This window comes from Deinococcus aerius (assembly GCF_002897375.1).
GTDB classification, from domain to species: domain Bacteria; phylum Deinococcota; class Deinococci; order Deinococcales; family Deinococcaceae; genus Deinococcus; species Deinococcus aerius.
The window spans coordinates 1-25,457 of record NZ_BFAG01000019.1 but is presented as its reverse complement, the minus strand read 5'-3'; the positions used below and the strand labels follow the sequence as shown (position 1 = coordinate 25,457).

Here is a 25,457-nt window from a genome sequence, read left to right as displayed (position 1 = left end):
CAACACCGGGAGCCAGGTCACGGGGAAGGCTCGTCCGCCGTGAGCAACTGTGGTGGGGGCGGGGCGTGCAGGGTCAGGGTTTCGCCGCTCAGCGGGTGCGGAAAGGTCAACCGCGCCGCGTGGAGCAGGTAGCCGCCGTCGCCCGGCAATCCGGGGAGGTCAGCCCTCGGCACCCCGCCCGGCGCGTACAGCGGATCGCCCACGAGCGGGTGCCCCACCGAGGCGAGGTGAATGCGGATCTGGTGCGGGCGCCCGGTGGGGATATCCACCTCGAAGAGGGTCTGGTCCGGGCGACGTTCCAGCACCCGGGCCTGGCTTAAAGAGGGTTTGCCCCCTGGACTCGCCGCGAACACGCTGCCCAGCCGGGGGTGCGGCACGGGGCCGATGGGAGTGGCGATGGTGTACGACTCCTGCTCCGCCACGCCGGACGCGAGCGCCCGGTAGACCTTCCGCACCCCCCCGTCACGCCACGCCCGCGTCAGCACGGAGGCGGCCTCGGCGGTACGCGCGAACAGCACCAGCCCGGAGGTGCCGCGCCCCAGGCGGTGCAGCGGGGTGGCCCCCGGGAAGTCGCGGCGAACCACGCTGAGCAGCGTGTGGTCGAGGAATCCGCCGCCCGGCAGGGTGGGGAGCCCACTCGGCTTACCCACCGCCAGAAGCGCCGCGTCCCGGTAGAGGAGTTCGTAGCCCAGCGGCACCTCCTCCTCGGGCCAGGGGGGGCGCCGCCATTCGAGGTGCTGGCCGGGCCGTAATTCCTCGCCGCCCCGCGCCACCTCGCCGTCCAGGCTGACCTCGCCCCGGTCCAGTCGGGCGCGCCATTCCGACTCGTCCGAGTGCGGATACCGCCGCGTCAGGTAGGCGAGGACGGTCAGGCCCCGCGCCCGGCCTCCCAGTTCCTCGCGGTAGGTGTAGCCGCCATTGAGGGCCATGCCCCCAGGCTAGCGGGTGGAGGGGGGTGGCGTCCCGTCCCGCAGCGCCCCCACGAACTGCCCGAACTGCTCCCTCATCCCGTCGCGCACGGCCCGCCAATCCTCCAGGCTCCCACCAGAGGGATCGGGAAACGGGTAGTGCAGCCGGACGGTCTGGCCGGGATAGACCGGGCAACGCTCGGCGGCACCGTCACAAACGGTGACCACGTAGTCGAAGCTCCGGGGCTCGGGCACGTCCCACAGCGTCTTGCTGGTGTGTCCGTCCAGGCTCAGGCCGATCTCGGCCATGACAGTCTTCGCGCCCTCCTTGATGAAGGTTGCCTCCGTCCCCGCGCTGTGGACATCGAGCGCGACGCCAAGGTCCCGTGCCGCCGCGCGGGAGAGCGCCTCGGCCATCTGGCTGCGGGCGGAGTTGTGGGTGCAGAGGATCAGGACGCGCTTCACAGGGGCAGCATAGGCACAGCGCCCCACGGGGAGGTGAGGGCCACCGAACGGAGTTGGACAGGGTGGCCTCCCATCTCTCATGGCCGCGCCCCATCCTGGAGAGGTGCGCCTGCGCCGACCTCCCCGCCCCCTGCGCCGCCTCGTGGCCCTCGCCGCCGTCCTCGCGCTTCTGGCGGGCGTCCTGTCCCTGCTGTGGCCCTCCATCGAGCAGGCCCGGCGCTACGCGGCGCTGCTCTCGGCCCCGGTTCCGGCGGCGGGGAGCTTGCCCAACCCGCTGCCCGGCCAGCGGTTCGCGGACACCTGGGGTGGGGCGCGCAGCGGGGGCCGCCGCCACGAGGGGGTGGACATCTTCGCACCGCGTGGCACGCCGATCCGGGCCACCACGCGCGGCCTCGTCCTGAATGTCGGGGAGAACCGGCTGGGCGGGCGCACGGTGATGGTCCTGGGACCCGGCGGGCAGCGGCACTACTACGCGCACCTCGACCGGTATGCCGACCTCAAGGAAGGGGAATGGATCGAGGCCGGGACGGTCGTGGGCTATGTGGGGGACAGCGGCAATGCGAGGGGGACACCCACGCACCTGCACTACGGCATCTACACCCCGACCGGGGCGATCAATCCGTACCCGCTGCTCAGACAGGAGTAGATACGGAGTTACGGAGACTTCACCGTCCGCGTTGCCCCTGTCCCTCCAGAGGCCGCCAGCCCTCACGGTGAGCAGACGTTCGCACCGCTGGGACGCCATCCTCCCGTTCCGCCACGCTGAGACCATCACTCCCTGTCCCTGATAGATGTTCAGGGTTTCCGGCACACGTACTCCGCGAAGATACCCGACGCGCTGCACATCGATTCCACCACCACGAAGCCCGCCCGCTCCAGCATCACCTCCAGCAACCACGTATACGTGCTGAATTCATCCCGCACGTGCGCTTCCAGCTCACTCCTCGGGAACCCTTGCGCGGCGGTCAGCGGTGCAGCTTGCAGCCACGCGCCGATGCGTTCGTCCATCTCCTCAGGCCCGAAGCCATACACCAGATCCCTTAAACGCAGCACTCCACCTGGCCTGAGCAGCCTGTGAATGCGCCGCAGGGCCTCTACCTTCCAGAAGTCGGGCAGGTGATGTAATGCGTTGCGCGAGTACACGAAGTCCACCGGCTCACCCGGGTGCCGGTACGTCAGGAAGCCCGCCTCAACGCACCCAACGTTCGTGATGCCCCGCGCCTCCGCTTTGCGGCGCAGCACGTCCAGCATGAGCGGTGAGACGTCCACGGCGATCACACGCCCACACACCCGCGCGGCGGACAGCGCGAACTCTCCGGTGCCCGCGCCGAAGTCGATCAGGACCTGAGAGTGGGACAGCCCGAGCTGCTGGAGGAGCTGCACATCGGGCGCGGGCTCCACCTGCGCTTTGGCGTCGTAGGCCTCGACGTGCTCCGGGGTGAGGTGCTCCAGGCCCGCGTGGGCGCGTTCATCGAAAATCCAGGACATGACGCCTCATTGGGCCACAGGCCGGACACGCCGCACATCAGTCAAATGACCGTGCGGGAGGCGGAGTTGGGAGCGGTCGGGTGCGCTCACGGGCCGGGGAGAGGTTGCGATACCGCATGGACATCACGCCAGAACCTCCAGCACCTCATCCAGGCCCGCGCCCCGGTCCCGCAATGTGCGAAGAGTGCCCGCCTCATGAAGCCGCGCCGCGTGCGCCCAGTCCTCCACGTACTCCGTGAAGGTCTTCAGGAAGGGACTGTCCGGGTGGTATCCCTCCCCCAGAAAGCCGACGAGGGCGAGGCGGAGTGCCAGCCGCTGCACGGCTTCCGGCGCCTGGCCCACCCGAATCCCCTTGCGCGACACGTAGGGGTCGTGCGTGAGGATGTGGGTCGAGCCCGCCCAGGGGTCAGGGGCGGCGTACTCCAGCGCCCGCAGCCCGCTCATGGCAACCGCCCCGGCGCACTGCGGGCAGGGCTGCACGGTCGTCAGCAGGGTCCAGGTGCGGACCTCGGGGGGCTCCGTATGGGGCAGGTCGAGCAGCGCGTTGATCTCCGCGTGCGCCAACTCATGCCCGCTAATCACGCCCGCCACACCCCGGGGCTCCCCCAATCGGTTGCGCCCCCGCGCGATCACCTGCCCTTCCCCGTCCACTACAGCGGCGCCGATGGGGTAGGACCCGTGACGGTAGGCTTCCCAGGCTTCGGAGAGAGCAGCGTGCCATCCAGCCGCCAGAAGTCGGTGGCCCGCGGTGGGTGGAACTCGTTCCCCTTCCGCTCCCCACTCACCCCTCCCCACTTCCCGCCTCACAACGCCTCCCGGTACCGCTCGATCAGGCTGTCGAGCGCCTCCCGCAGCAGCGACGCCTCCGTCCGGCCCAGCGCCCCCGAGAGCTTGGTCAGCCGCTCGAGTTGGCTCTTGGGGTAATAGTTGCTCTTCAGCACCATCTTGCCCTCCACATAGATGCACGCCCGCGAGCGGCCCTCGCGCTTGGCCCGCAGCAGCGCCTCGTCGGCGGCGCGGTAGAGGTCGGCGAAGGTGTGGGCGTGGGCGGGACGGGCCGCCAGCCCCACGCTCAGGCCCAGGGTGCGCGGCCAGTGCGGGTCGCGGTGGATGTGGAAGTGCTTGATGACCTCGTCGAAGAGGATCAGGGCGGTCTCGGCGGCGGTCTCGGGCAGCAGGACGGCGTACTCGTCCCCGCCGATCCTCCCCACGATGCTGCCGCTGGGCAGGCTCCCCGAGAGCAGCCGCTCCACCCCGCGCAGCACCCGGTCCCCCTCGGCGTGGCCCAGCGTGTCGTTGAGCTGCTTGAAATGGTCGAGGTCCAGGACGGCCAGGGTCACCGGGGCACCGTTCAGGGCCTCGAAGGCCTCCTCGAAGGCGGGGCGGGCCAGGATGTTGGGACGGGGCATGGCGGGTTCTCCTTTTCAGAATCAGAAAAAGGTCAGTTTGGGGTCCTGGTATATAGAAGTATTATATATACGTCAGAACTATTACGGCGACCAGAAGGACGGGAAAGCAGCGTCCCAGTGGGGCTTGAGCGTCCCAGACTCAGATTCTTGTACTCCTGGTGTTGACATTCTTGAGCCTGAGGGGCTAGGATTCCGTCTGCAACGGCAAAAACTGCCGGGTAAGCCGGTGAGCTGTCCGTTCCATCACTTCATTTCACAGGAGGTACATACCCATGTTGAAACCATTGGGCGACCGCGTTCTCGTGGAGATCATCGAGGAAACCGAGCAGAAGACCGCCGGGGGCCTGTACGTGCCTGACACCGCCAAGGAGAAGAGCCAGCGCGGGAAGGTCATGGCCGTCGGCAACGGCAAGCTGCTCGACAACGGAACGCGCGTCGCGCTGGACGTGAAGGAGGGCGACACCGTGTACTTCGCCAAGTACGGCGGCACGGAAGTCAACCTGGACGGCAAGAACTACTCCATCCTCAGCGAGCGCGACATTCTCGCCATCGTCGAGTAATCCCCACCTTCACTTCACCCGAGGAGGAACCCCATGCCCAAGCAACTCGTGTTTGAGGAAAACGCCCGCCGCAGCCTGGAACGCGGTGTCAACGCCGTCGCCAACGCCGTCAAGGTCACCCTGGGGCCGCGCGGCCGCAACGTCGTGATCGAGAAGAAGTTCGGCTCCCCCACCATCACCAAGGACGGCGTGACCGTCGCCAAGGAAGTGGAGCTGGAGGACAAGCTCGAGAACATCGGCGCGCAGCTCCTGAAGGAGATCGCCTCCAAGACGAACGACATCACGGGTGACGGCACCACCACCGCCACCGTGCTCGGCCAGGCCATCGTGAAGGAAGGCCTGCGCAACGTGGCGGCGGGCGCCAACCCCCTCGCCCTGAAGCGCGGCATCGACAAGGCCGTGAATGTGGCCGTCGAGGAGATCAAGCGCCAGGCCGTGTCCGTCGAGGACAGCGACGCGATCAAGAAGGTCGCGGGCATCTCGGCCAACGATCCCCAGGTCGGCGAGGAGATCGCCAACGCGATGGACAAGGTCGGCAAGGAGGGCGTCATCACCATCGAGGAGTCGAAGAGCTTCGACACCGAGGTGGACGTCGTCGAGGGGATGCAGTTCGACAAGGGCTTCATCAACCCCTACTTCATCACCAACCCCGACAAGATGGAGGCCGTCCTGGAGGACGCCTACATCCTGATCAACGAGAAGAAGATCAGCGCGCTGAAGGACCTGCTCCCCGTACTGGAGAAGGTCGCGCAGACGGGCCGTCCCCTCCTGATCATCGCCGAGGACGTGGAGGGCGAGGCGCTCGCCACCCTGGTCGTGAACAAGCTGCGCGGCACCCTGAACATCGCCGCCGTGAAGGCCCCCGGCTTCGGTGACCGCCGCAAGGAGATGCTGCGCGACATCGCCGCCGTGACCGGTGGTCAGGTTGTGTCCGAGGACCTGGGGCACCGCCTGGAGAACGTCGGCATGGACATGCTGGGCCGCGCCAAGCGCATCCGCATCACCAAGGACGAGACCACCATCATCGACGGCCAGGGCAACCAGGCCGAGATCGACGCCCGCGTGAACGCGATCAAGGCGGAACTCGACACCACCGACTCCGACTACGCCCGCGAGAAGCTCCAGGAGCGCCTCGCCAAGCTGGCGGGCGGCGTGGCCGTGATCCGCGTGGGCGCGGCGACCGAGACCGAACTCAAGGAGAAGAAGCACCGCTACGAGGACGCCCTCTCCACCGCTCGCTCGGCGGTCGAGGAAGGCATCGTCGCGGGCGGCGGCACCACGCTGCTGCGCGTGATCCCCGCCGTGCGCAAGGCCGCCGAGGGCCTGGAGGGCGACGAGGCCACCGGTGCGCGCATCCTGATCCGCGCCCTGGAGGAGCCCGCCCGCCAGATCGCCGCGAACGCCGGTGAGGAAGGCAGCGTCGTCGTGAACGCGGTCATCAACTCCGACAAGCCCCGCTTCGGCTTCAACGCCGCGACGGGCGAGTACGTGGACGACATGATCGCCGCCGGTATCGTGGATCCCGCCAAGGTGACCCGCACCGCGCTCCAGAACGCGGCGAGCATCGGCGCCCTGATCCTGACGACGGAAGCCATCGTCAGCGACAAGCCCGAGAAGGCGGCTGCGGCCCCCGCGGGTGGCGGCGCGCCCGACATGGGCGGGATGGACTTCTAACCAAGAGCAGGACAACGGAGGCCGGGGCGTGATGCTCCGGCCTTCTTCATTTCCTATCTGTCAGCGAAGTCCTTAGGGAGACGAGATGTGTGGGATCACATGCACACAGATAAGTACAGATATTCTCCCAAGTACTCCCTTCGCCCTAGCTTCGTATTGTGGATGTCTCGCATGGTCAAGTCCTCCACGAACTGTAACCCCGTACCGGTGGCTCTCGAGTACACGTCCACATAGACAGGTAAGGGGCCGCCGCTTTGCAAGAGGGCGGCCAGTAGACGGTAGGCGTCATCGCGCGTGAGAAGAACCTCCCCGTCCTCAGTCGTCAGCACGCGGTGGACAGAGAGGAAGCCTTCTACATCAGAGCTGAGCATTCATTCCTTCTCTCGCTATAGACGTAACGTATGGGGAAGACATGGCCCAGCTTCAACCCCGCGATCACTCACTCTCAACCTCTTCCGGCATCTTCACGGGCATCCCCAGCGCCCTCCCCGCCGCCAACACCCGGGCGTCCCGCGTGACCAGAGCATCCGGTTGGGCAACGTACAGCAGGTCGAGCAGGTGCCAGTCGTTCGGGTCGCTCAGGGAGGGCCAGGAGTGCCGCACGACCGGGGCATGGTACTCCCCCAGGAGCAGAAGATCGGCGGCAGCGGCAAACGCCATCCCCGAGGTGATCCCGAGGCGCGCCACGCTGGCATAGTCCAGCACACGCTGGGTTTCGAGCAGCAACGCCTCGCCGAACACGAGTTGGGTCTCACGGGCGCGGAAGGTTCGCCACACATGGGCGAGCTTCGTATCGCGGCCCTGAGCATGAGCGGCGACCGCACTCAGGAGACACTGGGTATCGAGAATCAGGCGCCTCAAGTCTTCGGGAACCGCTTCTGGATGTCCGCCTGGGTGAGGGCGGGCAGCGCGTCACGTTGGGAGTGCTGCTGGGACCGGACCGCCTGGACCGCCTCCGCTACGGCCACCTCTACCTCCTCCCCGGTGTGTTCGGCCAGAGCCCGCTCCAGCGCGAGGAGGCCCGCTCCGATGCCAAAGAGTTGGGAGGCCCGCTCCAGGCCCAACCAATCGGCGAGATCGGTCGCCGTGATGCGGTACTGCTTGCGCTCTTTACCCCCCACTTCGAGCGCCCGCAGGTCCCCCGCCATGATCCTGCGGCGGATTGTTTCCGGTGTCACGCGCAGGACCGCTGCCACTTCCGCTGGTGTGAACACAGTTTGCCCCATTGACACCACCATAGGAGCAGATTACCAAAAGAGCCAATTTAAGCACAATATATGTACGCTCCGGCAAACAAAAGCTCCTGAAGGGGCCTTACTCTTCTTCAATGCCCCCTATCCTCATCGTCTTCTCCGGCCTCCCCGGAACCGGCAAGAGTACGCTGGCCCGGCAACTCGCCGGGCAGGAGCGGGCGATCTACCTCCGGGTGGATACGGTAGAGGCGGCGCTGCTGAACGCCGGACACCGGCCGATCACCGTGGAGGGGTACGCGGTCGAGTACGCCGTGGCCGAAGATAACCTCCTCCTGGGGCTGAGCGTCGTGGCGGACTGCGTGAATCCCGTAGAGGCGACGCGAGCGGCATGGAATGACGTGGCGCAGCGGACGGGGAGCCACCTCATCAACGTCGAGGTGGTCTGTTCAGACATGCAGGAACATCGGCGACGGGTGGAAACCCGCCGGGCCGACCCGGGCAGCCATACCGGCCAGTGGTCCCCGCCGGATTGGGAACAGCTCCAGACCTACGCCCGGGAGTACGAGGTCTGGACCTCCCCCCGCCTCGTGCTGGATACGGCGGGGCGAACGCCCGAGGAGAACTTCGAGGCCCTGCGCCTGCTCCTGGCGGGCCAAGCTCACCCCTGAGTGGGGGTCGGCTGTTCGGGCCGGTAGCTCAGCACCACGACCCCCGTGGCCGTCGTCTGGACCTCCGCCAGATGCAGCGCGGCGCGGCTTTCCCCCGAGAACAGGCGCCTGCCCTCGCCCACCACGACCGGGCAGACGATCAGGTGGAACTCGTCGATCAGGCCATGCTCCAGCAGCGAACGCACGAGCACGCCGCTGCCGTAGATCAGGATGTTCGTGCCCTCGCCCCCCTTCAGCGCCCGGACTTCCCCGGCGATGTCACCCGAGAGGGGCGTGGCGTTCCAGGTCAGGTCGGTCAGGGTGCGCGTGACGACGTGCTTGGGCAGGGCGTTGATGCGGGCCGTGAACCCGTCGTCATCAGGGCGCGCCATCCACGCCCCCGACATGCCCTCGTACGTCACCCGGCCCAGCAGCAGCGTGTCGCTCCCGAACAACCACCGGTCCTGCAACTCGCCCAACTCCCCATTGAAGTACGGGGCGGTCCACATGGGGTCGCTCATGATGCCGTCCAGGCTCAGGTATTCCACCGCGATGATTTTTCGCATGATCCACACTCCTTCGCCGTCGTGCCAGGGAACTGGTCCTCCCGCACCACACCAGGAGTATGAAAGGGGGCGCCACCGAAGTCTTGTACCGGAACGACACCCCCGACTTACTCAGCCGCCGGGTCCTGCCGCCCCAACTCCTGACTGCTGAGCGGTGAGTGCGGCCAGACTTCCCCCAGGATGCGCGCGGGGGTCTGGCCGATGAGGTGCCGCAGCGCCCGGGTCAGGTGCGGCTGATCGGTGTAGCCCAGGTCGTGGACGACATCCGGGATCGCGGCCCCGGTCTGGAGCAGCGCCGCCGCCCGGCGCGCCCGCTCGATGGTGAGGACCGAACGGCTCGACAGGCCGGTGGCGTGCAAAAAGCGCCGTTGCAGGGTGCGGAGGGTGGCCGGACGCCCGGGCAGGTCCGAATTCAACAACAGGTCGACGGTCGGCTCGAGCCGCAGGAGCCCGAGGCGCACGAGGCGGTCGACGAAGGCGTCGGCGTCCTGACTGTCCGGGACCGGGAGGGATTCGTCGTGCAGCCAGAACGTGCCCCCGGTAGCGGGCAACACCGCGTGCCGGTCGAGGAGGTGCGCGGGCGGAAGCGTGGGAACGAAGACGCCGAGCCTGAAGGTGATGCCGAGGAACTCCGCGTCCGGGGGCACGTGCGCGACGGTCGCCCGGCTCTCCGGCCCGCGCAGCACGGCGGAGGTCATTCCCCCGTGGCGCGTGAACACCAGTTCCGACCGGGTCACCGCGAGCGAGGTAAAGGACCCGGCCCGCTCACTCTCGGCACGCCAGACCGATTCGACCAGCGGGGACCCGGAGACCTGGCTCTCGGACGTGAAGACCATGACCACCGCCAGTATGCCCCGCGCCCCGACCCTCCTCCTTTCGGGGAATGCTCCCCGGCACAGGCCGCCCTACACTTCCGCCCATGCCCCCCACCCTCCTCGTCGTCTCCGGCCTCCCCGCCTCCGGCAAGACCCACCTCGGCTCGCGGCTGGCGCGGGAGCTGGGCTGGCCCTTCGTGACCAAGGACGAGTACAAGGAACTCCTGCATGAGCATCTGCCCGACCTGACCCGCGCGCAGGCCGGGCCGCTGAGTTTCGAGATCATGTACCACGTGGCGGGCGTCATGCTGGCGGCGGGCGGGAATGCCGTGCTGGAGACACACTTCTACCGGGGACTGAGCGAGCCGAAAATCAGGGCGTTGGCGGGGACACACGGGGCGAAGGTCGTCCAGGTCTTCTGCCATGCCCCGTTAGAGGAACTGAGGCGGCGGCACGCGGCGCGGGTGGCCTCCGGGGCGCGTCCCCACATCGACCAGCCCTTCGACCATGCCCGGTTGCCGGAGAGCGCCTGCTGGACGCCGCTGGCGCTGGACGGTCCTCTCCGCGAGGTGGACACCACCCTCCCCCACGACCTCGCCGAACTCGCCCGCTGGGTCCGGGTATACGGCTGAGGGGGAAGGTCCACCCGGAACCCTCCCCCTCTTGCCTGCCCTTACGCCCCGTACTTTTGCAACTTCAGCGCGTTCGCCATCAGCAGCGGCATCACGTCCGTGCCCCGGCGCAGGCCCAGGCTTCCCTTCCCCGCCTCCTCCTCGGTGTAGCGCCCCGCCAGGTCCTTGCGGCCATAGCGGCTGTTGATGAGCAGCGGGACCGGGTGCCACGAGTGGCTGGTGAGCTTGCTGGGTGTGGAGTGGTCGCCCACGATGCACAGCACGTCGGGCTGGAGGGCCAGCAGCGACGGCAGCAGCTCGTCGAACAGCTCGATCTTGTGGACCTTCTCGGCGAAGTCGCCGTCCTCGCCGGTCGAGTCGGTCTTCTTGATGTGGAGGTAGAAGAAGTCGTACTTCGCCCAGTTCTCGGTCAGGGCCTTCACCTTGCCCTCCAGCGCGTCCTCCTCACCCTCGACGGGGAGTACCTCCATCCCGACCAGGCTGGCGAGGCCCTTGTACATCGGGTAGGAGGCGATGCAGGCGGCATTGAGCTGGTAGATGTCCGCGAAGGAGGGGAAGTGCGGCACGTCGCTGTAGCCGCGGAACAGCACCCCGTTGACCTGCGGCTCCTCAGCAAGGACGGCCTCGGCCCGTTCGACAAACTTGTTCACGAGCTCGGCGGTGCGGGCGCTCGTGGGGTCCTGGGCGACCGCGAGGTGGGGCGGCACGCCGGTCACCTGGGGGTCCACGTCGCTGATGTTGGCGCCCAGGCCCTGCCCGGCCTCGTCCACCCCCTGCGAGCGGAAGACGACCACGAAGCGGTGTTCGGACTCGGTGTAGACCTCGACCGGGGTGCCGTCGATCTCGGGGATGGCCCCCCGCAGCCGGGCGACGATCTCGGCGTTCTTCTCGTTGCTGGGGCGTCCGGCGCGGCGGTCCACGATAATGCGGTTCTTGCCCAGCGAGGCGAAGTTGCCGCGCACGGCCACGTCCCCCGCCCGCAGCCTCACGCCGATGCCGACGGCGGAGAGCGCCCCGCGCCCCACCACGTACTTCAGCGGGTCGTAGCCGAAGAGGCTGAGGTGCCCCGGGCCGCTCCCCGGCGTGATCCCCGCGCCGACCAGCTCGACGAGCCCCAGTTGCGACTCGCGGGCCAGCGCGTCGAGGTTGGGGGTGATGGCAGTGGCGAGTTCGGTCTCGCCGTTCACCGTGAGGGGCAGGCCGCCCACGCCGTCCAGGACGACCATCAGGATCTTGCTGTCGGTCTTTTTGGCGATGTGGCGAACGGTGTCGATCAGGTCGCTCATGGGGTTACTGTACCCCGCACACCAACACGGGGACCGGGGTGACATAGGACAAGGGGCCACCCCACACGGGAGGTGACCCCGGGGGACGGCGGGGCCTCAGCGCCCGTCTACCCGCCCATCCGCCGCGTCGGCGACCGTCTCGTCCATCCGGTGAACGATGGCCTCCGCCCGCGCCTCCGCCTCGGCCTCGCTCATGGCGGGGCGGCGGGTGGCGATAAAGGAGCCGATGATGGCGATGGCCGCCATCACCCCCCAGAAGAGCGGGGTGGGCAGGTGGAGGGTCGGCACGGCCGGGAAGACCTCGTGCGCGGCCTCCAGGGTCTCGACGCCCAGCTTGACCGCGATCCAGCCCACGAGCGCGTAGGCCACGTTGTCGAAGGCGGGGTACTTGTTGAGCAGCTTCAGGAAGATCGTCGCCGCGAAGCGCATCAGGATCAGGCCGACGATCCCGCCGATCACCACGATGGTGAGGCCCTGCTCGCGCGGCATTCCGGCGGGGATCAGCGCCACGCCCGCCAGGATGGAGTCCACCGAAAAGGCCAGGTCGGTGAGGTTGAGCAGCACCACGGTCGGCCAGAAGCCGCGGCCCCGGGCGCTCCCCGCGGCCTCCTCCTCGCTGTGGCCCTTTTTCACGAAGTGGCTGACGGCGAGGTACGCGAGGTACAGGGCGCCAAAGGCGCGCAGCCACCAGTACTCGAGCACGAAGGCGGCGAGCAGCACGCCCAGGATTCGCAGCACGACCGCGCCGCCGATGCCGTAGGCGAGCGCCTTGCGCTGCACGTTCACCGCGAGGTGGCGCACCATGACGGCCAGCACGAGGGCGTTGTCGGCCGAGAGCAGACCCTCCAGCAGCACAAGCGTGCCGAGGATGGCCCAGGTCTCGGCGGTCAGGGGGGGCATTTCGAGTCCGAACATCAGGAGGCCAGTCTAGCCGGGCGGGTCATGAGCCACAGGTCAGGGTGTCCCGGCCCCGGCGGGGGTCGGGACAGGGCAGGAGGGCCACCCCGGTTGGAGGTGACCCCCGGCGCCGCCCCAGTTCAGCGCCCGTCGAGCTTGCCGTCCAGGGGATCGTTCGCCGCGCGGTCGAGTTCGCGCCGCACGGCCCGCACGTCGGCCTCGGCCACCGCCTCGCTGACGGCGGGACGGCGGGTGGCGAGCAGGCCGCCCAGCCCCGCGATCAGGCCCATCCCGGTCCAGAAGAGCCAGGACGGCATGCCGACGTGCCAGGCCAGGTGGTACACCTCGCCGACCTGCTCGACCGTCTCGACGGCGAGCTTGACGGCGATCCAGCCGATCAGGACGTAGGCCACGTCATCGAGCGCGGGGAAGCGGTCGAGCAGCCGCAGGAAGAGGGTGCTGGCAAAGCGCACGAGGACCAGCCCCATCAACCCGCCCGCCACCACGATCCAGAAGCCGGTCGCCGTGTCGCGCATCCCGGGCTTGAGGAGCGCCACGCCCGCCAGAATGGAGTCCACGCTGAACGCCAGGTTCACCAGGTTCAGGCTGATGACCACGTTCCAGAAGCTGCCGGTGAGTTCGCGGGGCTCGCCCTCGTCCCCCCCCTTTTTCAGGAAGTGCGCGACCACCAGGTAGGCCAGGTACGCCGCCCCGAAGGCCCGCAGGAACCAGTACTTGATGATGAAGCTCGCCAGCAGCACGCCCAGCAGCCGCAGCCCCATCGCGCCCCACATCACGTACGTCAGCGCCTTTTGCTGGAGGGCCGCCGGAAGTGGGCGAACCATCACCGCCATGACCAGGGCGTTGTCGGCGGAGAGCAGCCCCTCCAGGGCGGCGAGCGTCAGCAGGATGACGAGAATTTCGGTGTTCACAGCAGTCCTCGGGGTCGTGGGCTCCCCGGCAGCGGACACGCGGGGCAGGGGGCGAAAGGCCCCGCAGTCTACCCGCCCTGCCGAAACGAAATGAGACGCACGCAATGCAAAGAACGCACCCTGGTCACCCGCCCGGGAACAGCCCGTCAGCGGATGATCTGCCCCTGCCCGTCCAGCACCGGGTAGGCCTCCCCGCGCTCGCGGTAGGCCGGGGCCAGGTCGGGATAGGCCCACTCGAAGGCGAGGCGGTCCAGCTCACCGGGCGCGAGTTGCGGCGAGTCGTACATCCCCGCCGCGAGCCGTTGCCGCTGCGCCTCGAAGAGGATGGTGGCGGCGGCGACCGACACGTTCAGGCTCTGCACCATGCCGAACATCGGGATGACGATGTTGGCGTCGGCCAGCCCTGCGGCCTCGTCGGAGACGCCCCATTTCTCGGCGCCCAGGAGGACGCAGGTGGGCCGGGTGTAGTCCGGCTCGCGGTAGTCCACGCTGCGCTGCGAGAGGTGGGTGGCGAGGACCTGCACGCCCCCGGCCTGGAGCTCGCGCACGGCGCTGACGGCGTCGGGGTGTTTTTGCACCGCCACCCACTTGTGGGCGCTGCCGCTGGTGGCGTCGAAGGTGGGCAGCGCGCCGCTCCTCGGGGGCACGGCGTGGGCGGTCAGGACGCCCACCGCGTCGCAGGTCCGCAGGATCGCGCTGAAGTTGTGGGGCTTGTTGACCTCGTCCATCAGGACGCTCAGGGTGGGCTGGCGCCGACTCAGGACGCGCCGGATCTTCTCGTACCGTTCGGGCGTCACCCTGGGCAGGGTAGCGCAAGGGGCCGCCCACCACGGGGGCCGCCAGGCTAAGCGCGGGGTGACCGGTCCCTCAGCCCCCGTCAGCTTGGGCGTGCTACCACTACCCCATGAAGGTCGCCGCTGCGCTGCTCGCCACCCTGCTCACCGCCCCCGCCCTCGCCGCCCCCGGCCCGGGGGACGTGGAGCGGGCGGCCACCCGCGCGGCGCAGGCGCTCGACGGGGTGCTGCGGGGCTGCCCGGCCAGCTTCGCCCGGGTGGGCACCCCGGGCAAGCGGTGTGTCGGCGTGGCGGGCACCGTCGAGGAGGCCCGCACCCGGCTGGGCGCCGCCCTGGGGGACGACCTGTACGGGGTCTGGCGCAGCCGGGACGAGCAGCGCAGCGTGTACAACTGGGTGCGGACCCCCGGCGGCTACGTCTACCTGCGTCTGCAACCCGACCCCGAGGGCCGCGCCCAGACCCTCGTGTACCTCGACGCGCCACCCGAGAGCGCCGCGCAGGGCAGCGGGGGGAGCCGCGTGACGACCACGGCGCCCAGCACTCGGACATCCAGTACCCAGACCCCCGGCGCCCGTCCGGTAACGGGCGCCCCGGCCCCGTCGGCCCGCCCGACCCCTTCCCCACGGCAGACGGCCAACCCCAGTCAGACGGCCCGCACTCCCACCCCCGCCGCGGCCCCGTCCCCGGCCCGCGCGCCGTTCACGCGCCTCCTGCGGCTGACGGACCCGCGCATGAACGGTGAGGACGTGCGCGCGGTGCAAGACCGCCTGATCGCCCTCACCCGCCCGAGCGGCGGCGGGCGCGGCGACGGCTGGTACGGCCCGGTCACGGCGGCGACCGTCCGCGCCTTCCAGGCGGCCAACGGGCTGCCGGTCACGGGTCAGGTGGACCGCGCGACCTGGAACGCCCTGTTCAGCCCCCAGGCCAGGACGTTCCCGGCGGGCAGCATCCGCTGAGCCGGGCTGGAAAAAGCCCCCGGCGGGATGCCGGGAGCGGAATGCCCGACTTCACCCGGCCGGGTTGTGTTGTGGAACGACCTCAGGATAGGGCGGGTTCCACAGCCCCGGGTTTGCGCCGGACCAATCCGCCTTTATTTGAGCAGGACGGGATGCGGCCTTCCCCGGGGCTGGAGAAATCCATCTCCCCCGCCCTCTCCCCAAGAGGAGCTATACGAACTGGGCAGTTGGGCTGGGGGTCTTCTCCGTCGTCCCGAACAAGGCGGCGCCCCTCTCGCCCGCAGCCTTGCAAGGCGCCCACCAGGGGTGAAGGCCGGAACAGCCGCAGAGGAAGAGGGGCAAGCGACAGGTTCCCGGTCAAGATCAAGGCTCAAACTCCGCCTGCCCCCCTTGCTTTCCGCCAGAAAGGAGTGTATAGTTTGTTTTCTGGCTTGACGAAGCCGTGCATCAACAGCACTTGAGGGAGGCGCCCACCTCAAAGGTCAACACGGGCGCGCGAACAGGGGGAACGGGGAACACCCGTGCCTCTGCACTCCAGGGGGAACCGCGAGGTTCCCTCCTTTTTTATGGGCGTGGGGAAGGCCGGGAGCCGGGCAACGAGTCTGTTCCCCCGGAGAGCCGCCGCGTCGCCGGGCGTTCACACCCCGGCGCTCCCTTACTTGCCCAGCTTCCTGATGGCGTCCTCGGCGTCTTTCTGGCTGTCATACTCCCCCGCCAGGTAGGCCCACTCGGCGCCGCCCTCGGGCTTGGAGAGCTGGGCGTTGAGCTTCCAGAATTTCGGGTCGGTGTGCTTTTCCAGGTGAATGCGCCGGATGACCGAGGTGTTGACGTAGCTGCCGTCCTCCAGCCTGATGAACTTCGTCATGCTTCAGCTTAGGGGCTCGCCCCGGCGTTTTGGTCATGGGGGCGGCGCGCCCCGGCGGGCAAGGCTGGATGAACCCTTCCCCACCCTTTCCAGGCCCGCTGGGCCTTTTCCACCCCCTAGGGTAGGCCCATGCAAGTGCGACGTGCCGTGGTCATCGGGGGGTCCGCCGGGGCGCTGGACGGCCTGCTGGACATCGTCCGGCACCTGCCGCTGGATTTCCCCGCCGCGGTCCTCGTCGTGGTTCACCTCTCGCCGGACCACCCCAGCCGCCTCCCGGAGCTGCTGAACGGGGCCGGGCCGCTGGAGGCGCGGAGCGCCCGGGGCGGGGAGGCGCCCGAGCCGGGCCGCATCTACGTGGCGCCGCCCGACCACCACCTGCTGCTGCACCGGGACCGGATCATGGTCTCGCGCGGCCCGAAGGAGAACCGTGCCCGGCCCTCCATCGATGTCCTCTTCCGCTCGGCGGCGTACACCTATGGCCCCGGCGTCACGGGGGTGCTGCTCAGCGGCATGCTGGACGACGGCACCTCGGGGCTGTGGACGATCAAGCAGCTCGGCGGCCACGCCATGGTGCAGCACCCCGAGGAGGCCGAGTACCCCTCCATGCCCCTGAGCGCGGTGCAGCGGGTGGAGGTCGATGACATCCTGCCCGCGCGCGAGATCGGCCCGCGCCTGGTCCGGCAGGCGGGCCAGCCCGCGGCGGACGGGCACCGGGGGAGGCCGCAGATGGACGAACGGGAACGGCACCGGCTGGAAGTGGAGCTGCGCACCGCCTCCGAGGACAACGCCTTCGAGGGCGGCGTCCTGAACCTGGGGCCGATGTCCACCTTCACCTGCCCCGAGTGCCACGGCGCGATGGTCAGGCTTCAGGAGGGCCGCAGCATCCGCTTCCGCTGCCACACCGGGCACGCCTTTACCCCCGCCGCCCTGCTCTCGGAACTGCGCGAGTCGGTCGAGGCCACCCTGTGGAGCGCGGTGCGGGCGCTGGACGAGAACGTGATGCTGCTCGAACACCTCGCCAAGCATTTCGGGGAGGCCGGGGAGCCGATCCAGGGGGAGGCCTTCCGCCAGGAGGCCGCTCGGGTGGGGGAGCGCTCGCGCACGGTGCGCGGCGTGGCCCTGCAATCCGGCGAACACCACGGCGACCTGCTTCAGGCCGCCCGGCGGGCCGAGGTGGGGGAGCAGCCCGGCTGACCCCGGGGGGCGCTTGGGGCACAATGGGGTGATGTCGCAGCCTCCCGTTGTGGTCGTCGGCGCCTCGGCCGGGGGGGTCGAGCCCCTCAAGCGGCTTGTGGCGGCCCTGCCCCCGGAGTTTCCCGGGTCGGTGTTCGTCGTGCTGCATGTCCCGCCCTACAGCCGCAGCCACCTGCCGCACATCCTGAGCCGGGCCGGGACCCTTCCGGCGGTCCACCCGGAGGACGGGGAGCCCGCCCTGCCGGGCCGCATCTACGTGGCGCCCCCCGACCACCACCTGCTGATCGAGGAGGACCGGGTGGGCGTGAAAAACGGCCCCAAGGAGAACCGCTTCCGGCCCTCGGTGGACGCCCTGTTCCGCTCGGCGGCCTACACGCGCGGCGCGGGCGTGATCGGGGTGGTGCTGTCCGGCGTGCTGGACGACGGGGCGTCGGGGTTATGGACGGTCAAGCGCCGGGGCGGCGTGGCCGTGGTGCAGGACCCGGCGGACGCCGAGTTCGGCTCGATGCCCCTGAGCGCCCTGGAGCAGGTGGACGTGGACCATATCCTGCCCGCCGCCGACATCGGGGCGCTGCTGGCGCGCCTGGTGGGCGAGCGGGCGGCCCCCGGGGCGGAGGTCCCCATGAGTGAGGACGAGCAGAGGCGGCTGGAAGTGGAAGTGAAGATCGCGTCGGGCGGGCACGCGCTGGAACTGGGCTGGACGGAGCTGGCCCAGCCCTCGCCCTTCTCCTGCCCGGAGTGCCACGGCGTGCTGTTCACCGTTCAGGAGGGGCCGGCGGCGCGGTTTCGCTGCCACACCGGGCACGCCTACACCATGGAGGCCCTGCTCACGGAGGTCTCCGAGACCATCGAGGAGAAGCTGTACCAGACGCTGCGCGCGATGGAGGAGGGCGTGCTGCTGCTGCGCCGGATGGAGCAGCGCGCGGCGCAGTCGGGTGACCCCGGCAACGCGGCCCGGCTGCTGGACAAGGCGCGGCAGGTGGAGCGCCAGAGCCAGCTCCTGCAGCGGCTGACCCAGCAGGACGCCGGGGCGCGGCTGGACGACGTGCTGCCCGGCCCGGGCTGACCGGGGGCCTCCCGGGGCTGGGGGCGGGTCCTACCCGTCCCCCTCGCGGGTCACGTCCCCGGTCACCCCCTCGCCCCCCCGCGCGGCGCGTTCCACCAGGCCGGTCACGTCCTCCAGCATAAGCAGGAACACCGCCGACTGCCCGTCCTCGCTGATGATGGGCTTGACCTCCACCTTGGTCTTGCGCGTGCCCCGGCCGGGAACGGGCAGGTCGAGAAGGTGACCGACCACCGCCTCCTCGGTCGCGGTCACGTCCCGCAGCACCTGCTGCAACTCCGGCACGTCCAGCACGAAGTTCCCCGCGTTGTACAGGCGCTGGCCCTGGAGTTGCGCGGGGTCGGCGCCCAGCAGGTCGTGCAGGGCGCGGTTGCCGGCCACCAGGCGCTGCTCGCCGTCGAACACGGCGACGGGCTCGTGCAGGGCGTTCAGGGCCGCCTCCGCGTACGCCTGGGTGTGCCGCACCTGCCCCTCCAGCGCCTTGACCACGCCGATATTGGTAAAGGTCACGACCGCCCCGTCGATGAAGTTGTCGGACCTGCGGTAGGGCGAGATCCGCATCAGGTACCAGGCCTCGTCGCGGGCCTGCACCTGGGTCTCGAACGGCACCAGGGTATCCAGCACCCCGCGCAGGTCGCGGGTGAAGTCCTCGCGCTCGTAGCGCAGGTTGAGGCTGATGTCGGTGATGGGCCGGGCGATATCGGCGCCGATCAGGTTGAGGATGCCCGTGATGCGCGGGGTGAAGCGCTTGATCCGCAGGTCGTTGTCGAGAAACACCGTGGCGATCCCGGCGCTGTCGAGCAGGTTCTTCATGTCGTCGTTCGCCTGCGCCAGGTCGTGGATCACCCGCTCGTGTTCGGCGTTGATGGTGATGAGTTCCTCGTTCAGCGACTGGAGTTCCTCCTTGGAGGAGATCAGCTCCTCGTTGGTACTCTGGAGTTCCCCGTTGGCGGCCTGCAACTCCTCGTTGGTGGACCGCAGCTCCTCCATCGAGACGGCCATCTCCTCGATGGTCGCCTGCAAGGTCTCCCGGGCGTGCTTGAGTTCGCGCTCCAGCACCTGGGCGTGGTCCGTGACGGGCGCCGCCCCCGCCTCCGGCTCGCCCGGCTGCTCGGCAAACAGGACGAGCAGCAGGTTCTGCTCCCCGGCGGGCAGCGGGCGGACCGTCACGTCCAGCGCCACGTCCACGCCGTCGGCCACCACGTGCAGGCCGCGCAGGGTCACCGCCCGGCGCTCGGTGTCCGCCTCGCGCAGGGCCGCGGGCAGCTCGTAGCGCAGCCCGTCGCGGGCCATCTCCAGCACGTTCATGCTGGCCCGGCCCGGCTGCAACTCCAGGTAGCGGGCGGTGCGGCCATTCACGAACAGGATCTCGCCCCCGCCATTGACGACCACGGCGGGGGGGGCGTACTCGCTGAGCAGCAGGTTCTGCGCGAGCTGCGCCGGGTCCACCCGCTGGCGGGCGAGCGGGGGCCGGGCGCCGTCCTCGCCGAGGCCCGGCCCCTGCCCGCTCGGGGGCGGCGCGAGGGGCAGCGGGCTGGCCTCGCCCTCGCCGCGCCGGTAGATGCGCCAGCGCACGCTCAGGGCGGCGAAGCGGTCGCGGTCCCCGCCCGACCCGGCCGTCTCGCTGGCCCCCAGGAACAGCAGGCCGCCGGGGCGCAGGGCGTAGTGAAACAGTGACAGCACGCGCTTTTGCAGCTCCGCATTCAGGTAGATCAGGAGGTTGCGGCAGCACAGCAGGTCCAGCCGGGTAAAGGGCGGGTCGCCGAAGGTGTTGTGCAGGGCGAAGATCACCGTGTCGCGGATGTCCGCCCGCACCTGATACCCCCCGTCCCGGGGCACGAAGTAGCGCTCCAGCCGCTCCGGGGACACGTTGTAGGCGATCCGCTCGGGGTAGACCGCCTGCCGGGCCACGTTGATGGCGTCCTTGTCGATGTCGGTGGCGAACACCTGCACCTTGAGGGTGTGGCTGCTGCCCAGGTCCTCCAGCACCTCGTGCAGCAGGATCGCCACCGAGTAGGCCTCCTCGCCCGTCGAGCAGCCCGCCACCCACACGCGGAAGGTGTCCACGTCCGCCTTGTTCATCACGATGTAGCTGCGCAGGTGTTCGGCGAGCTGCTCGAACGCCTCGGGATCGCGGAAAAAGGAGGTCACGTTGATCGTGAGGTCGCCGATCAGGGCCTCGACCTCGCGGGGGTTCTCCTGGAGGAAGCGCACGTACTGCCCCACCCGGTCGATGCGGTGGCTCTTCATGCGGCGGTCGATGCGCCGCACCAGCGTACTCTTCTTGTACCCGGTGAAGTCCTGCCCGGTGCGCGAGCGGATCAGCAGCAGGATCTTTTGCAGCGCGGGGTCCGGCCTGCCGCCCTGCTCCTCGGGGTCACCCTGGGCGGGCCTCTGCGTCAGGGCGGCGTAGAGCTGGTCGGCCAGCTCCTCGGGAGGCAGCACGGCGTCGGCGAGCCGGGTCGCGGCGGCGCTGCGCGGCATGGACGGGTACTCGGCGGTCCCCGGGTCCTGCACAAACACCCGCCCGAAGTTTTCCTTGATCGCCGTCACCCCCCGGGTGCCGTCGGTCCCCGCGCCCGACAGGACCACCGCGACCGCCCGCTCCCCCTGGTCGGCGGCCAGGCTCTCGAAAAAGGCGTCGATGGGCATGCCGGGCATCTCCCCGCGCTCCCCCAGCAGCAGCATGCCGTCCATCAGGCCCAGGCCCCGGCCCGGCGGAATCACGTACACGTGGTCGGCCTGGAGCCGCATACCGTCCTCGATCTCGAGCACGGGCAGCGCCGTGCAGCGTTGCAGGAGTTCGGGCATCAGCCCCTTGTGGTGCGGGCCGAGGTGCGGCACGACGACCAGCGCCGCCCCGCTGCCCACCGGGAAACTCAGGAAAAACCGCTCGTACCCGCCCAGCGCCCCCGCCGAGCCCCCGATGCCGACCACCGCGGCGGGAGGCCGGGGCGCGCCCGCGGCCTGGTCCTGCGCCGCCGAGTCCGGGGAACTGGGGGCCGGGGTGATCGGGTCTGGGGCGGGGGAGTGATCGGGCATGATTCGGCCTCCGTGGGGCACCGGACGGGGCGGGGCTCGGTCCGTGTTTTCCGCTGGACGGTCATTCTAGCGCCGGGCCGAACGCGAAGGGCAGGCCCCGCCCACCCCGGGTCTGGCGGGGTATCCTGGGCGAACCGCTCCTGCCTATCCTCGCCCACCCCCAGCGATCCGGCCGCTTCTCCAAGAGGACCTGAACCGATGAGCATTCATGACGAATATGACCCCCTCAAAGAGCTGCGGCGCCGGGCCGAGCGCATGCTGGACGAGGGGCCCGGGGAGGAGGCCAGCGAGTACCCGGCCGACCTGCGGGCGCTGATCGACGAACTCCGGCTTCAGCAGCACGAGCTGCATGTCCACCAGATCGAGCTCCAGCTCCAGATGGAGCAGCTTACCCAGACGAACCTGGAACTGGAGCAGGCGCGCGCGGAGCTGGCGGACCTGTTCGACTTCGCGCCCGTCGGCTACCTCACCCTCGACCGGGGCGGCCTGATCCTGCGCGCCAACCTCACGGCGAGCCAGCAACTCGGCACCCCCCGGGAGTCGCTGACGCGCAAACGCCTGTCGGGCTTCGTGGACCCCGCGCACGCGAGTTCGCTCGCGCTGTTTCTGCGGCGCGTCTTCGAGTCGCCCGAGAAGCGCACGGTGGAGCTGCGGCTGCGCGGCGCCGACGGCAAACCCTTCCACGCGCAGCTCGAGTGTCTGGCGTTCGGGGACGGGCACGGGCCGCTGACCCAGTGCCGAGCGGCGATCATCGATATTACCGCGCAGCGCGGGGCGCAGGAGGAGGTGCTGCGCCTGAACACCACCCTGGAGGAGCGGGTCGAGCAGCGCACCGCGCACATCCGCGAGCTGGGCGAGGAGCTGGAGGCTTTTGTGTACTCGGTCACGCACGACCTGCTGACCCCGCTGCGGCACATCCGCACCTTTACCGACCGTCTGGTGGCGGCCAGCCCCGCGGGGGACGACGAGCAGGCCCGCTACGCCGGACATGTTCGCCTCTCGGTGGAGCGGATGGAACACCTCCTGAACGCCCTGACGGCCTTTTTCCGCATCAGCCGCCAGCGCGTGAAGTTCGTGACGGTGGACCTGAACCGGGTCCTCCGGGAGGTTCTCAAGGACCTGCAGGGGGAGCTGGCGGGCCGGGACGTGCGGCTCAGCGCCGACCCCCTGCCCCGGGTGACCGGGGACAGCGGCGCCCTGCAACTGGTGTTCCTGAACCTGCTCGCCAACGCGCTGAAGTTCACCCGGGACCGTGAGCCCGCCCGCATCCACGTGGGCGCGCAGGAGACCGAGCGGGAATTCGTACTCCTGGTCGAGGACAACGGCGTGGGATTCAACATGCGCCAGAAGGGGCGGCTCTTCGGCCTGTTTCAGCGCCTGCACAGCGAGCGGGACTTCGAGGGCACCGGGGTGGGCCTGGCGCAGGTGCGGCGCGTTGTGCTGCGGCATGGTGGGCGTGTGTGGGCCGAGGGCAAACCCGGCCAGGGGGCCACCTTCTGGTTCAGCCTGCCCAAGCAGCCCCCCTTCCTGGAGGACGCCGCGCCCAGGCGGCACGAGAAGGCCGGGGGCTGACCACGCGGTTGGCCCTCCGCCGGGGTGGGCTGGGGGCGAAGGCCTCGTCCCGTGGCCCAAGAGAACACCCCCGGCGTGACCCGGAGGTGTTTTCTTTCTGGCTGTGGTGCACTCGCCGCGATTCGAACGCGGGACCTGCCCCTTAGGAGGGGGCCGCTCTATCCATCTGAGCTACGAGCGCGGGCCGCCCATCTGGGCCGCCGGGAGTATAGCAGGAGTGCCCGGGCCGCAGGCACTCCCAGTTCACCCCTGAGGGCCGCCGCCTCAGGTTCCTGACGGGCCAGCCTGGCCCACACCGGACCTGGTGGTGACCCTGCCGCCCCTACTGGCTGGTGATCGGCGTGGGCACGTGCAGCTCGTAGCGTCCCAGGCCCTGGGTCTCCAGGCTGCGGCGGTACGTCGTGCTGTTCAGGGGCAGGTAGACGTAATGCTCGGCGCGGCCCCAGCCCTGCGCGAACTGCCAGTGCTGCACCATGTCGGGGGTCGCGGTCCTGAAGTCCACCGTCACCGCCTTCTCGGCGTACACCACCCGGTCGTGGGTCATCAGGTCCAGCGTCTCGCCCTCGTCCCGCTGGCCGTCACTGTCCTTGTCCTGCCACATCAGCCAGCGCAGGAACAGGGCGCCGGTGCCCGGGGCGCTGACCTTCACGTCGGTCGCGCCCGCCGGAATCCAGCCCTCGACCGCCTGGGCCAGGTTGGCCCGGCCCTGCCACGCCGCCGGGTCCACCTCGGTGCGGGTCGCGCCGGTGGAGACGGCCTTCTGGTACACGCTCTCCCCCGCCTTGGTGACGAGGTTGAGATAGGTGCCGGAGGGCGCGGCAGGGTGACGGACCTCCACCCCCGTGGGGAGCGGGGGGCGGCCCCCGGTTGCGCCCGGGGAAGCCGCGCCGCAGGCGGTGAGGGCCAGGCCGAGCAGCAGGAGGGGGACGGTGCGCTTCATCGGTGACCCCCGGGGCCGCTCAGGCTCTGGCTGGTGAAGAAGTTCGTGGGCTCGTGCAGGCGGATGGGCAGGCCCTCGTCCTCCTGCGGCGCGCTGTTCATGCCCACCAGGTACCGGGCCGGCGTGGCGGAGGGTTGCAGCACCAGGTGACGCACCAGCGACCAGCCCTTCGTCCGGGTGCCCGTCTCCGTGCTGCGGCCATCCGGGCTGACGAAGCGGTAGGTGAAGGCCTCCGTGGCGTAGCTGTAGCGGTCGTGCGTCTCGTACAGCACCTCGCCCGACTCGGGCGTGCCGTTGCGGTTGGCGTCGCGGTACACCAGGAAGTAGAGGTTGCAGGTCTTCGCCGTGTTCGGCGTGACCGTCACCTCCTGCTTGTCCCTCGCCTCGCCGGTCAGGAACGGCGTGGTGCATTTGGGATTCTCGGCCCAGGACCTGAGCATGTCGCCCCACAGCCAGAGCGTCGCCGAGGTGGAGGAGGGGCCGTACCCGAGGGGCGTCTGGGCCACCACCTTGGCCGTGGGCTTGTCCTCCCCAGTCTCCTCGAAGCCGAGGGCGGCCAGTTGCACATTGCTGGTGTCCGTGAGGGACGGGAACGTGAACGTGAGGTTGATGCCGGAGGGTGGGGGCGTGGGGCGGGGACAGGCCGTCAGCAGCGCCATCCCGGCCACACTGATGCCGAGCACTCGCAGGGAGAGGGGGACATTCATGACCTCTTCACCCTACAACGTCTTCATTCTCCCCGTTGCCGTATTTGCGGCCCAACTCCCGAACAGGAAAACGGGAACCCGGCGTGGGCTCCCGTCTCCCCTCCTCACCCTCAGCGGTTCATGATGTGGATGGCCTGCTTGTGCGCGGCCTCGGCGGCCTCCAGCACGCTTTCTCCCAGAGTGGGGTGCGCGTGGATGGTCAGGGCGATGTCGGTGGCGGTGGCGGCCATCTCCAGCGCGAGGCTGGCCTCGCCCAGCATGTCCGAGGCGTGGGGGCCGACGATATGGACGCCCAGCAGCAGGTCGCTGTCCTTTTCGACCACCATCTTCACGAAGCCGTCGGTCTGCTGAAGGGTCATCGCGCGGCCCGAGGCGCTCAGGGGGAACACGCCCGTCTTGACCTCGTAGCCCTTCTCCCGCGCCTCGCGCTCGGTCAGGCCCACCCAGGCGAGTTCGGGGGAGGTGTACACGACGCCCGGAATGGCGACGGCGTCCTGGGCGGCGGGCTTCCCGGCGATCACCTCGGCGGCGACGAGGCCCTCCTTCATCGCCTTGTGGGCGAGCATGGGATTACCCGCCACGTCCCCGATGGAGTAGATGTGCGGCACGTTCGTGCGCTGCTGGAGGTCGGCGGGGATGAAGCCGCGCTCGGTGACGTGCACGCCCGCCGCCTGCGCGTTCAGGCCGTCGGTGCGGGGGCGGCGGCCCACCGCCACGAGGACGCGGTCGAAGACCTCGGTGCGCTTCTCGCCGGTCTTCACGTTCTCGATCTCGACGTGGATGCCGTCGGGCTTCTTCTCGGCCCTGTTCGCCTTCGTCTCGGTCTCGAACTCGATGCCCTGCTTCTTCATC

The 25,457-nt window shown here is 69.6% G+C and carries 27 protein-coding genes and 1 tRNA gene; 9 read left to right on the top strand and 19 right to left on the bottom strand.

Going from position 1 to position 25,457, the window contains the following annotated elements:
• Window positions 1-17 precede the first annotated feature (17 nt).
• Window positions 18-929, bottom strand: coding sequence for an RluA family pseudouridine synthase (locus tag DAERI_RS19870; protein WP_103131185.1), 912 nt, complete (start codon window positions 927-929; stop codon window positions 18-20).
• Between the two features lie 9 nt (window positions 930-938).
• Window positions 939-1,373, bottom strand: a complete 435-nt coding sequence (locus tag DAERI_RS19865) for an arsenate reductase ArsC (RefSeq protein ID WP_103131184.1) — start codon at window positions 1,371-1,373, stop codon at window positions 939-941.
• Window positions 1,374-1,452: 79 nt separating this feature from the next.
• Here DAERI_RS19865 and DAERI_RS19860 point away from each other — a divergent pair, with 79 nt between their 5' ends.
• Window positions 1,453-2,019 carry a M23 family metallopeptidase gene (locus DAERI_RS19860; RefSeq protein ID WP_235610480.1) on the top strand — a complete coding sequence of 189 codons (567 nt, stop codon included), beginning with the start codon at window positions 1,453-1,455 and terminating at the stop codon, window positions 2,017-2,019.
• Window positions 2,020-2,168: 149 nt separating this feature from the next.
• Here the strand turns inward: DAERI_RS19860 and DAERI_RS19855 are convergent, their stop codons facing one another.
• The 3 genes from DAERI_RS19855 to DAERI_RS19845 form a co-directional block, all read right to left on the bottom strand.
• On the bottom strand, window positions 2,169-2,861 hold the full coding sequence (locus tag DAERI_RS19855; RefSeq protein WP_103131183.1) for a class I SAM-dependent methyltransferase: 693 nt from the start codon (window positions 2,859-2,861) through the stop codon (window positions 2,169-2,171).
• Between the two features lie 123 nt (window positions 2,862-2,984).
• Entirely contained in the window at window positions 2,985-3,656 is a 672-nt protein-coding gene (locus tag DAERI_RS19850; RefSeq protein ID WP_235610484.1) for a nucleoside deaminase, read from the bottom strand.
• 8 nt (window positions 3,657-3,664) lie between these two features.
• A complete protein-coding gene (locus tag DAERI_RS19845; protein WP_103131181.1) occupies window positions 3,665-4,270 on the bottom strand; it encodes a GGDEF domain-containing protein in 606 nt (201 codons plus the stop codon).
• Window positions 4,271-4,542: 272 nt separating this feature from the next.
• Between DAERI_RS19845 and groES the strand changes: the two genes are divergently transcribed.
• A complete protein-coding gene (groES, locus tag DAERI_RS19840; protein WP_103131180.1) occupies window positions 4,543-4,830 on the top strand; it encodes a co-chaperone GroES in 288 nt (95 codons plus the stop codon).
• Between the two features lie 33 nt (window positions 4,831-4,863).
• On the top strand, window positions 4,864-6,504 hold the full coding sequence (gene groL, locus DAERI_RS19835; RefSeq protein ID WP_103131179.1) for a chaperonin GroEL: 1,641 nt from the start codon (window positions 4,864-4,866) through the stop codon (window positions 6,502-6,504).
• A 435-nt stretch (window positions 6,505-6,939) separates the two neighbouring features.
• Here the strand turns inward: groL and DAERI_RS19825 are convergent, their stop codons facing one another.
• Complete coding sequence (locus tag DAERI_RS19825; RefSeq protein ID WP_103131177.1) at window positions 6,940-7,365, bottom strand: PIN domain-containing protein; 426 nt, start codon at window positions 7,363-7,365, stop codon at window positions 6,940-6,942.
• The gene (locus DAERI_RS19820) at window positions 7,362-7,730 is read right to left on the bottom strand and encodes a helix-turn-helix domain-containing protein (RefSeq protein WP_268806608.1); all 369 of its coding nucleotides are present in this window, start codon (window positions 7,728-7,730) and stop codon (window positions 7,362-7,364) included. The genes DAERI_RS19825 and DAERI_RS19820 overlap by 4 nt, the downstream gene beginning before the upstream one ends.
• Before the next feature lie 101 nt (window positions 7,731-7,831).
• Between DAERI_RS19820 and DAERI_RS19815 the strand changes: the two genes are divergently transcribed.
• Window positions 7,832-8,365 carry a P-loop nucleotide/nucleoside kinase family protein gene (locus tag DAERI_RS19815; protein WP_103131175.1) on the top strand — a complete coding sequence of 178 codons (534 nt, stop codon included), beginning with the start codon at window positions 7,832-7,834 and terminating at the stop codon, window positions 8,363-8,365.
• Here the strand turns inward: DAERI_RS19815 and DAERI_RS19810 are convergent.
• On the bottom strand, window positions 8,356-8,910 hold the full coding sequence (locus DAERI_RS19810) for a dihydrofolate reductase family protein (protein ID WP_103131174.1): 555 nt from the start codon (window positions 8,908-8,910) through the stop codon (window positions 8,356-8,358). The genes DAERI_RS19815 and DAERI_RS19810 overlap by 10 nt on opposite strands.
• Window positions 8,911-9,017: 107 nt before the next feature.
• Window positions 9,018-9,746 carry a helix-turn-helix transcriptional regulator gene (locus DAERI_RS19805; protein WP_201262792.1) on the bottom strand — a complete coding sequence of 243 codons (729 nt, stop codon included), beginning with the start codon at window positions 9,744-9,746 and terminating at the stop codon, window positions 9,018-9,020.
• Window positions 9,747-9,829: 83 nt separating this feature from the next.
• Here DAERI_RS19805 and DAERI_RS19800 point away from each other — a divergent pair, with 83 nt between their 5' ends.
• Window positions 9,830-10,357 (top strand): P-loop nucleotide/nucleoside kinase family protein, encoded by a 528-nt coding sequence (locus DAERI_RS19800; protein WP_103131172.1) that lies wholly within the window; start codon window positions 9,830-9,832, stop codon window positions 10,355-10,357.
• 41 nt (window positions 10,358-10,398) lie between these two features.
• Here the strand turns inward: DAERI_RS19800 and DAERI_RS19795 are convergent, their stop codons facing one another.
• The 4 genes from DAERI_RS19795 to trmH all read right to left on the bottom strand — a co-directional run bounded on the left by DAERI_RS19795 (window position 10,399) and on the right by trmH (window position 14,269).
• A complete protein-coding gene (locus DAERI_RS19795; RefSeq protein ID WP_103131171.1) occupies window positions 10,399-11,643 on the bottom strand; it encodes a 2,3-bisphosphoglycerate-independent phosphoglycerate mutase in 1,245 nt (414 codons plus the stop codon).
• A 96-nt stretch (window positions 11,644-11,739) separates the two neighbouring features.
• Window positions 11,740-12,558 carry a TerC family protein gene (locus tag DAERI_RS19790; RefSeq protein WP_103131170.1) on the bottom strand — a complete coding sequence of 273 codons (819 nt, stop codon included), beginning with the start codon at window positions 12,556-12,558 and terminating at the stop codon, window positions 11,740-11,742.
• 122 nt (window positions 12,559-12,680) lie between these two features.
• Window positions 12,681-13,472, bottom strand: a complete 792-nt coding sequence (locus DAERI_RS19785; RefSeq protein ID WP_103131169.1) for a TerC family protein — start codon at window positions 13,470-13,472, stop codon at window positions 12,681-12,683.
• A 146-nt stretch (window positions 13,473-13,618) separates the two neighbouring features.
• Window positions 13,619-14,269: a tRNA (guanosine(18)-2'-O)-methyltransferase TrmH gene (gene trmH, locus DAERI_RS19780; protein ID WP_103131168.1), complete on the bottom strand. Its 651-nt coding sequence runs from the start codon at window positions 14,267-14,269 to the stop codon at window positions 13,619-13,621.
• A gap of 107 nt (window positions 14,270-14,376) precedes the next feature.
• On the opposite strand from trmH, the gene DAERI_RS19775 reads away from it, so the two are divergent.
• Window positions 14,377-15,222, top strand: a complete 846-nt coding sequence (locus DAERI_RS19775; RefSeq protein ID WP_103131167.1) for a peptidoglycan-binding domain-containing protein — start codon at window positions 14,377-14,379, stop codon at window positions 15,220-15,222.
• A 655-nt stretch (window positions 15,223-15,877) separates the two neighbouring features.
• Here the strand turns inward: DAERI_RS19775 and DAERI_RS19770 are convergent.
• Window positions 15,878-16,087 (bottom strand): hypothetical protein, encoded by a 210-nt coding sequence (locus tag DAERI_RS19770; protein ID WP_103131166.1) that lies wholly within the window; start codon window positions 16,085-16,087, stop codon window positions 15,878-15,880.
• Window positions 16,088-16,216: 129 nt separating this feature from the next.
• Here DAERI_RS19770 and DAERI_RS19765 point away from each other — a divergent pair, with 129 nt between their 5' ends.
• Both DAERI_RS19765 and DAERI_RS19760 read left to right on the top strand, forming a co-directional pair.
• Window positions 16,217-17,281 (top strand): chemotaxis protein CheB, encoded by a 1,065-nt coding sequence (locus tag DAERI_RS19765; protein WP_103131165.1) that lies wholly within the window; start codon window positions 16,217-16,219, stop codon window positions 17,279-17,281.
• Between the two features lie 31 nt (window positions 17,282-17,312).
• Window positions 17,313-18,347, top strand: a complete 1,035-nt coding sequence (locus tag DAERI_RS19760; RefSeq protein ID WP_103131164.1) for a chemotaxis protein CheB — start codon at window positions 17,313-17,315, stop codon at window positions 18,345-18,347.
• A gap of 30 nt (window positions 18,348-18,377) precedes the next feature.
• Here the strand turns inward: DAERI_RS19760 and DAERI_RS19755 are convergent, their stop codons facing one another.
• Complete coding sequence (locus DAERI_RS19755) at window positions 18,378-21,386, bottom strand: CheR family methyltransferase (RefSeq protein WP_103131163.1); 3,009 nt, start codon at window positions 21,384-21,386, stop codon at window positions 18,378-18,380.
• Window positions 21,387-21,584: 198 nt separating this feature from the next.
• Here DAERI_RS19755 and DAERI_RS19750 point away from each other — a divergent pair, with 198 nt between their 5' ends.
• Entirely contained in the window at window positions 21,585-22,958 is a 1,374-nt protein-coding gene (locus DAERI_RS19750) for a sensor histidine kinase (RefSeq protein ID WP_103131162.1), read from the top strand.
• A 104-nt stretch (window positions 22,959-23,062) separates the two neighbouring features.
• Here the strand turns inward: DAERI_RS19750 and DAERI_RS19745 are convergent.
• The 4 genes from DAERI_RS19745 to DAERI_RS19730 form a co-directional block, all read right to left on the bottom strand.
• Window positions 23,063-23,139 (bottom strand) — tRNA-Arg (locus DAERI_RS19745).
• A 141-nt stretch (window positions 23,140-23,280) separates the two neighbouring features.
• Entirely contained in the window at window positions 23,281-23,898 is a 618-nt protein-coding gene (locus DAERI_RS19740; RefSeq protein ID WP_103131161.1) for a hypothetical protein, read from the bottom strand.
• Window positions 23,895-24,605, bottom strand: coding sequence for a hypothetical protein (locus DAERI_RS19735; RefSeq protein ID WP_103131160.1), 711 nt, complete (start codon window positions 24,603-24,605; stop codon window positions 23,895-23,897). The genes DAERI_RS19740 and DAERI_RS19735 overlap by 4 nt, the downstream gene beginning before the upstream one ends.
• A 110-nt stretch (window positions 24,606-24,715) precedes the next feature.
• The coding region (locus DAERI_RS19730; RefSeq protein WP_165794301.1) for a dihydrolipoyl dehydrogenase family protein at window positions 24,716-25,457 on the bottom strand (742 nt) is incomplete at its 5' end.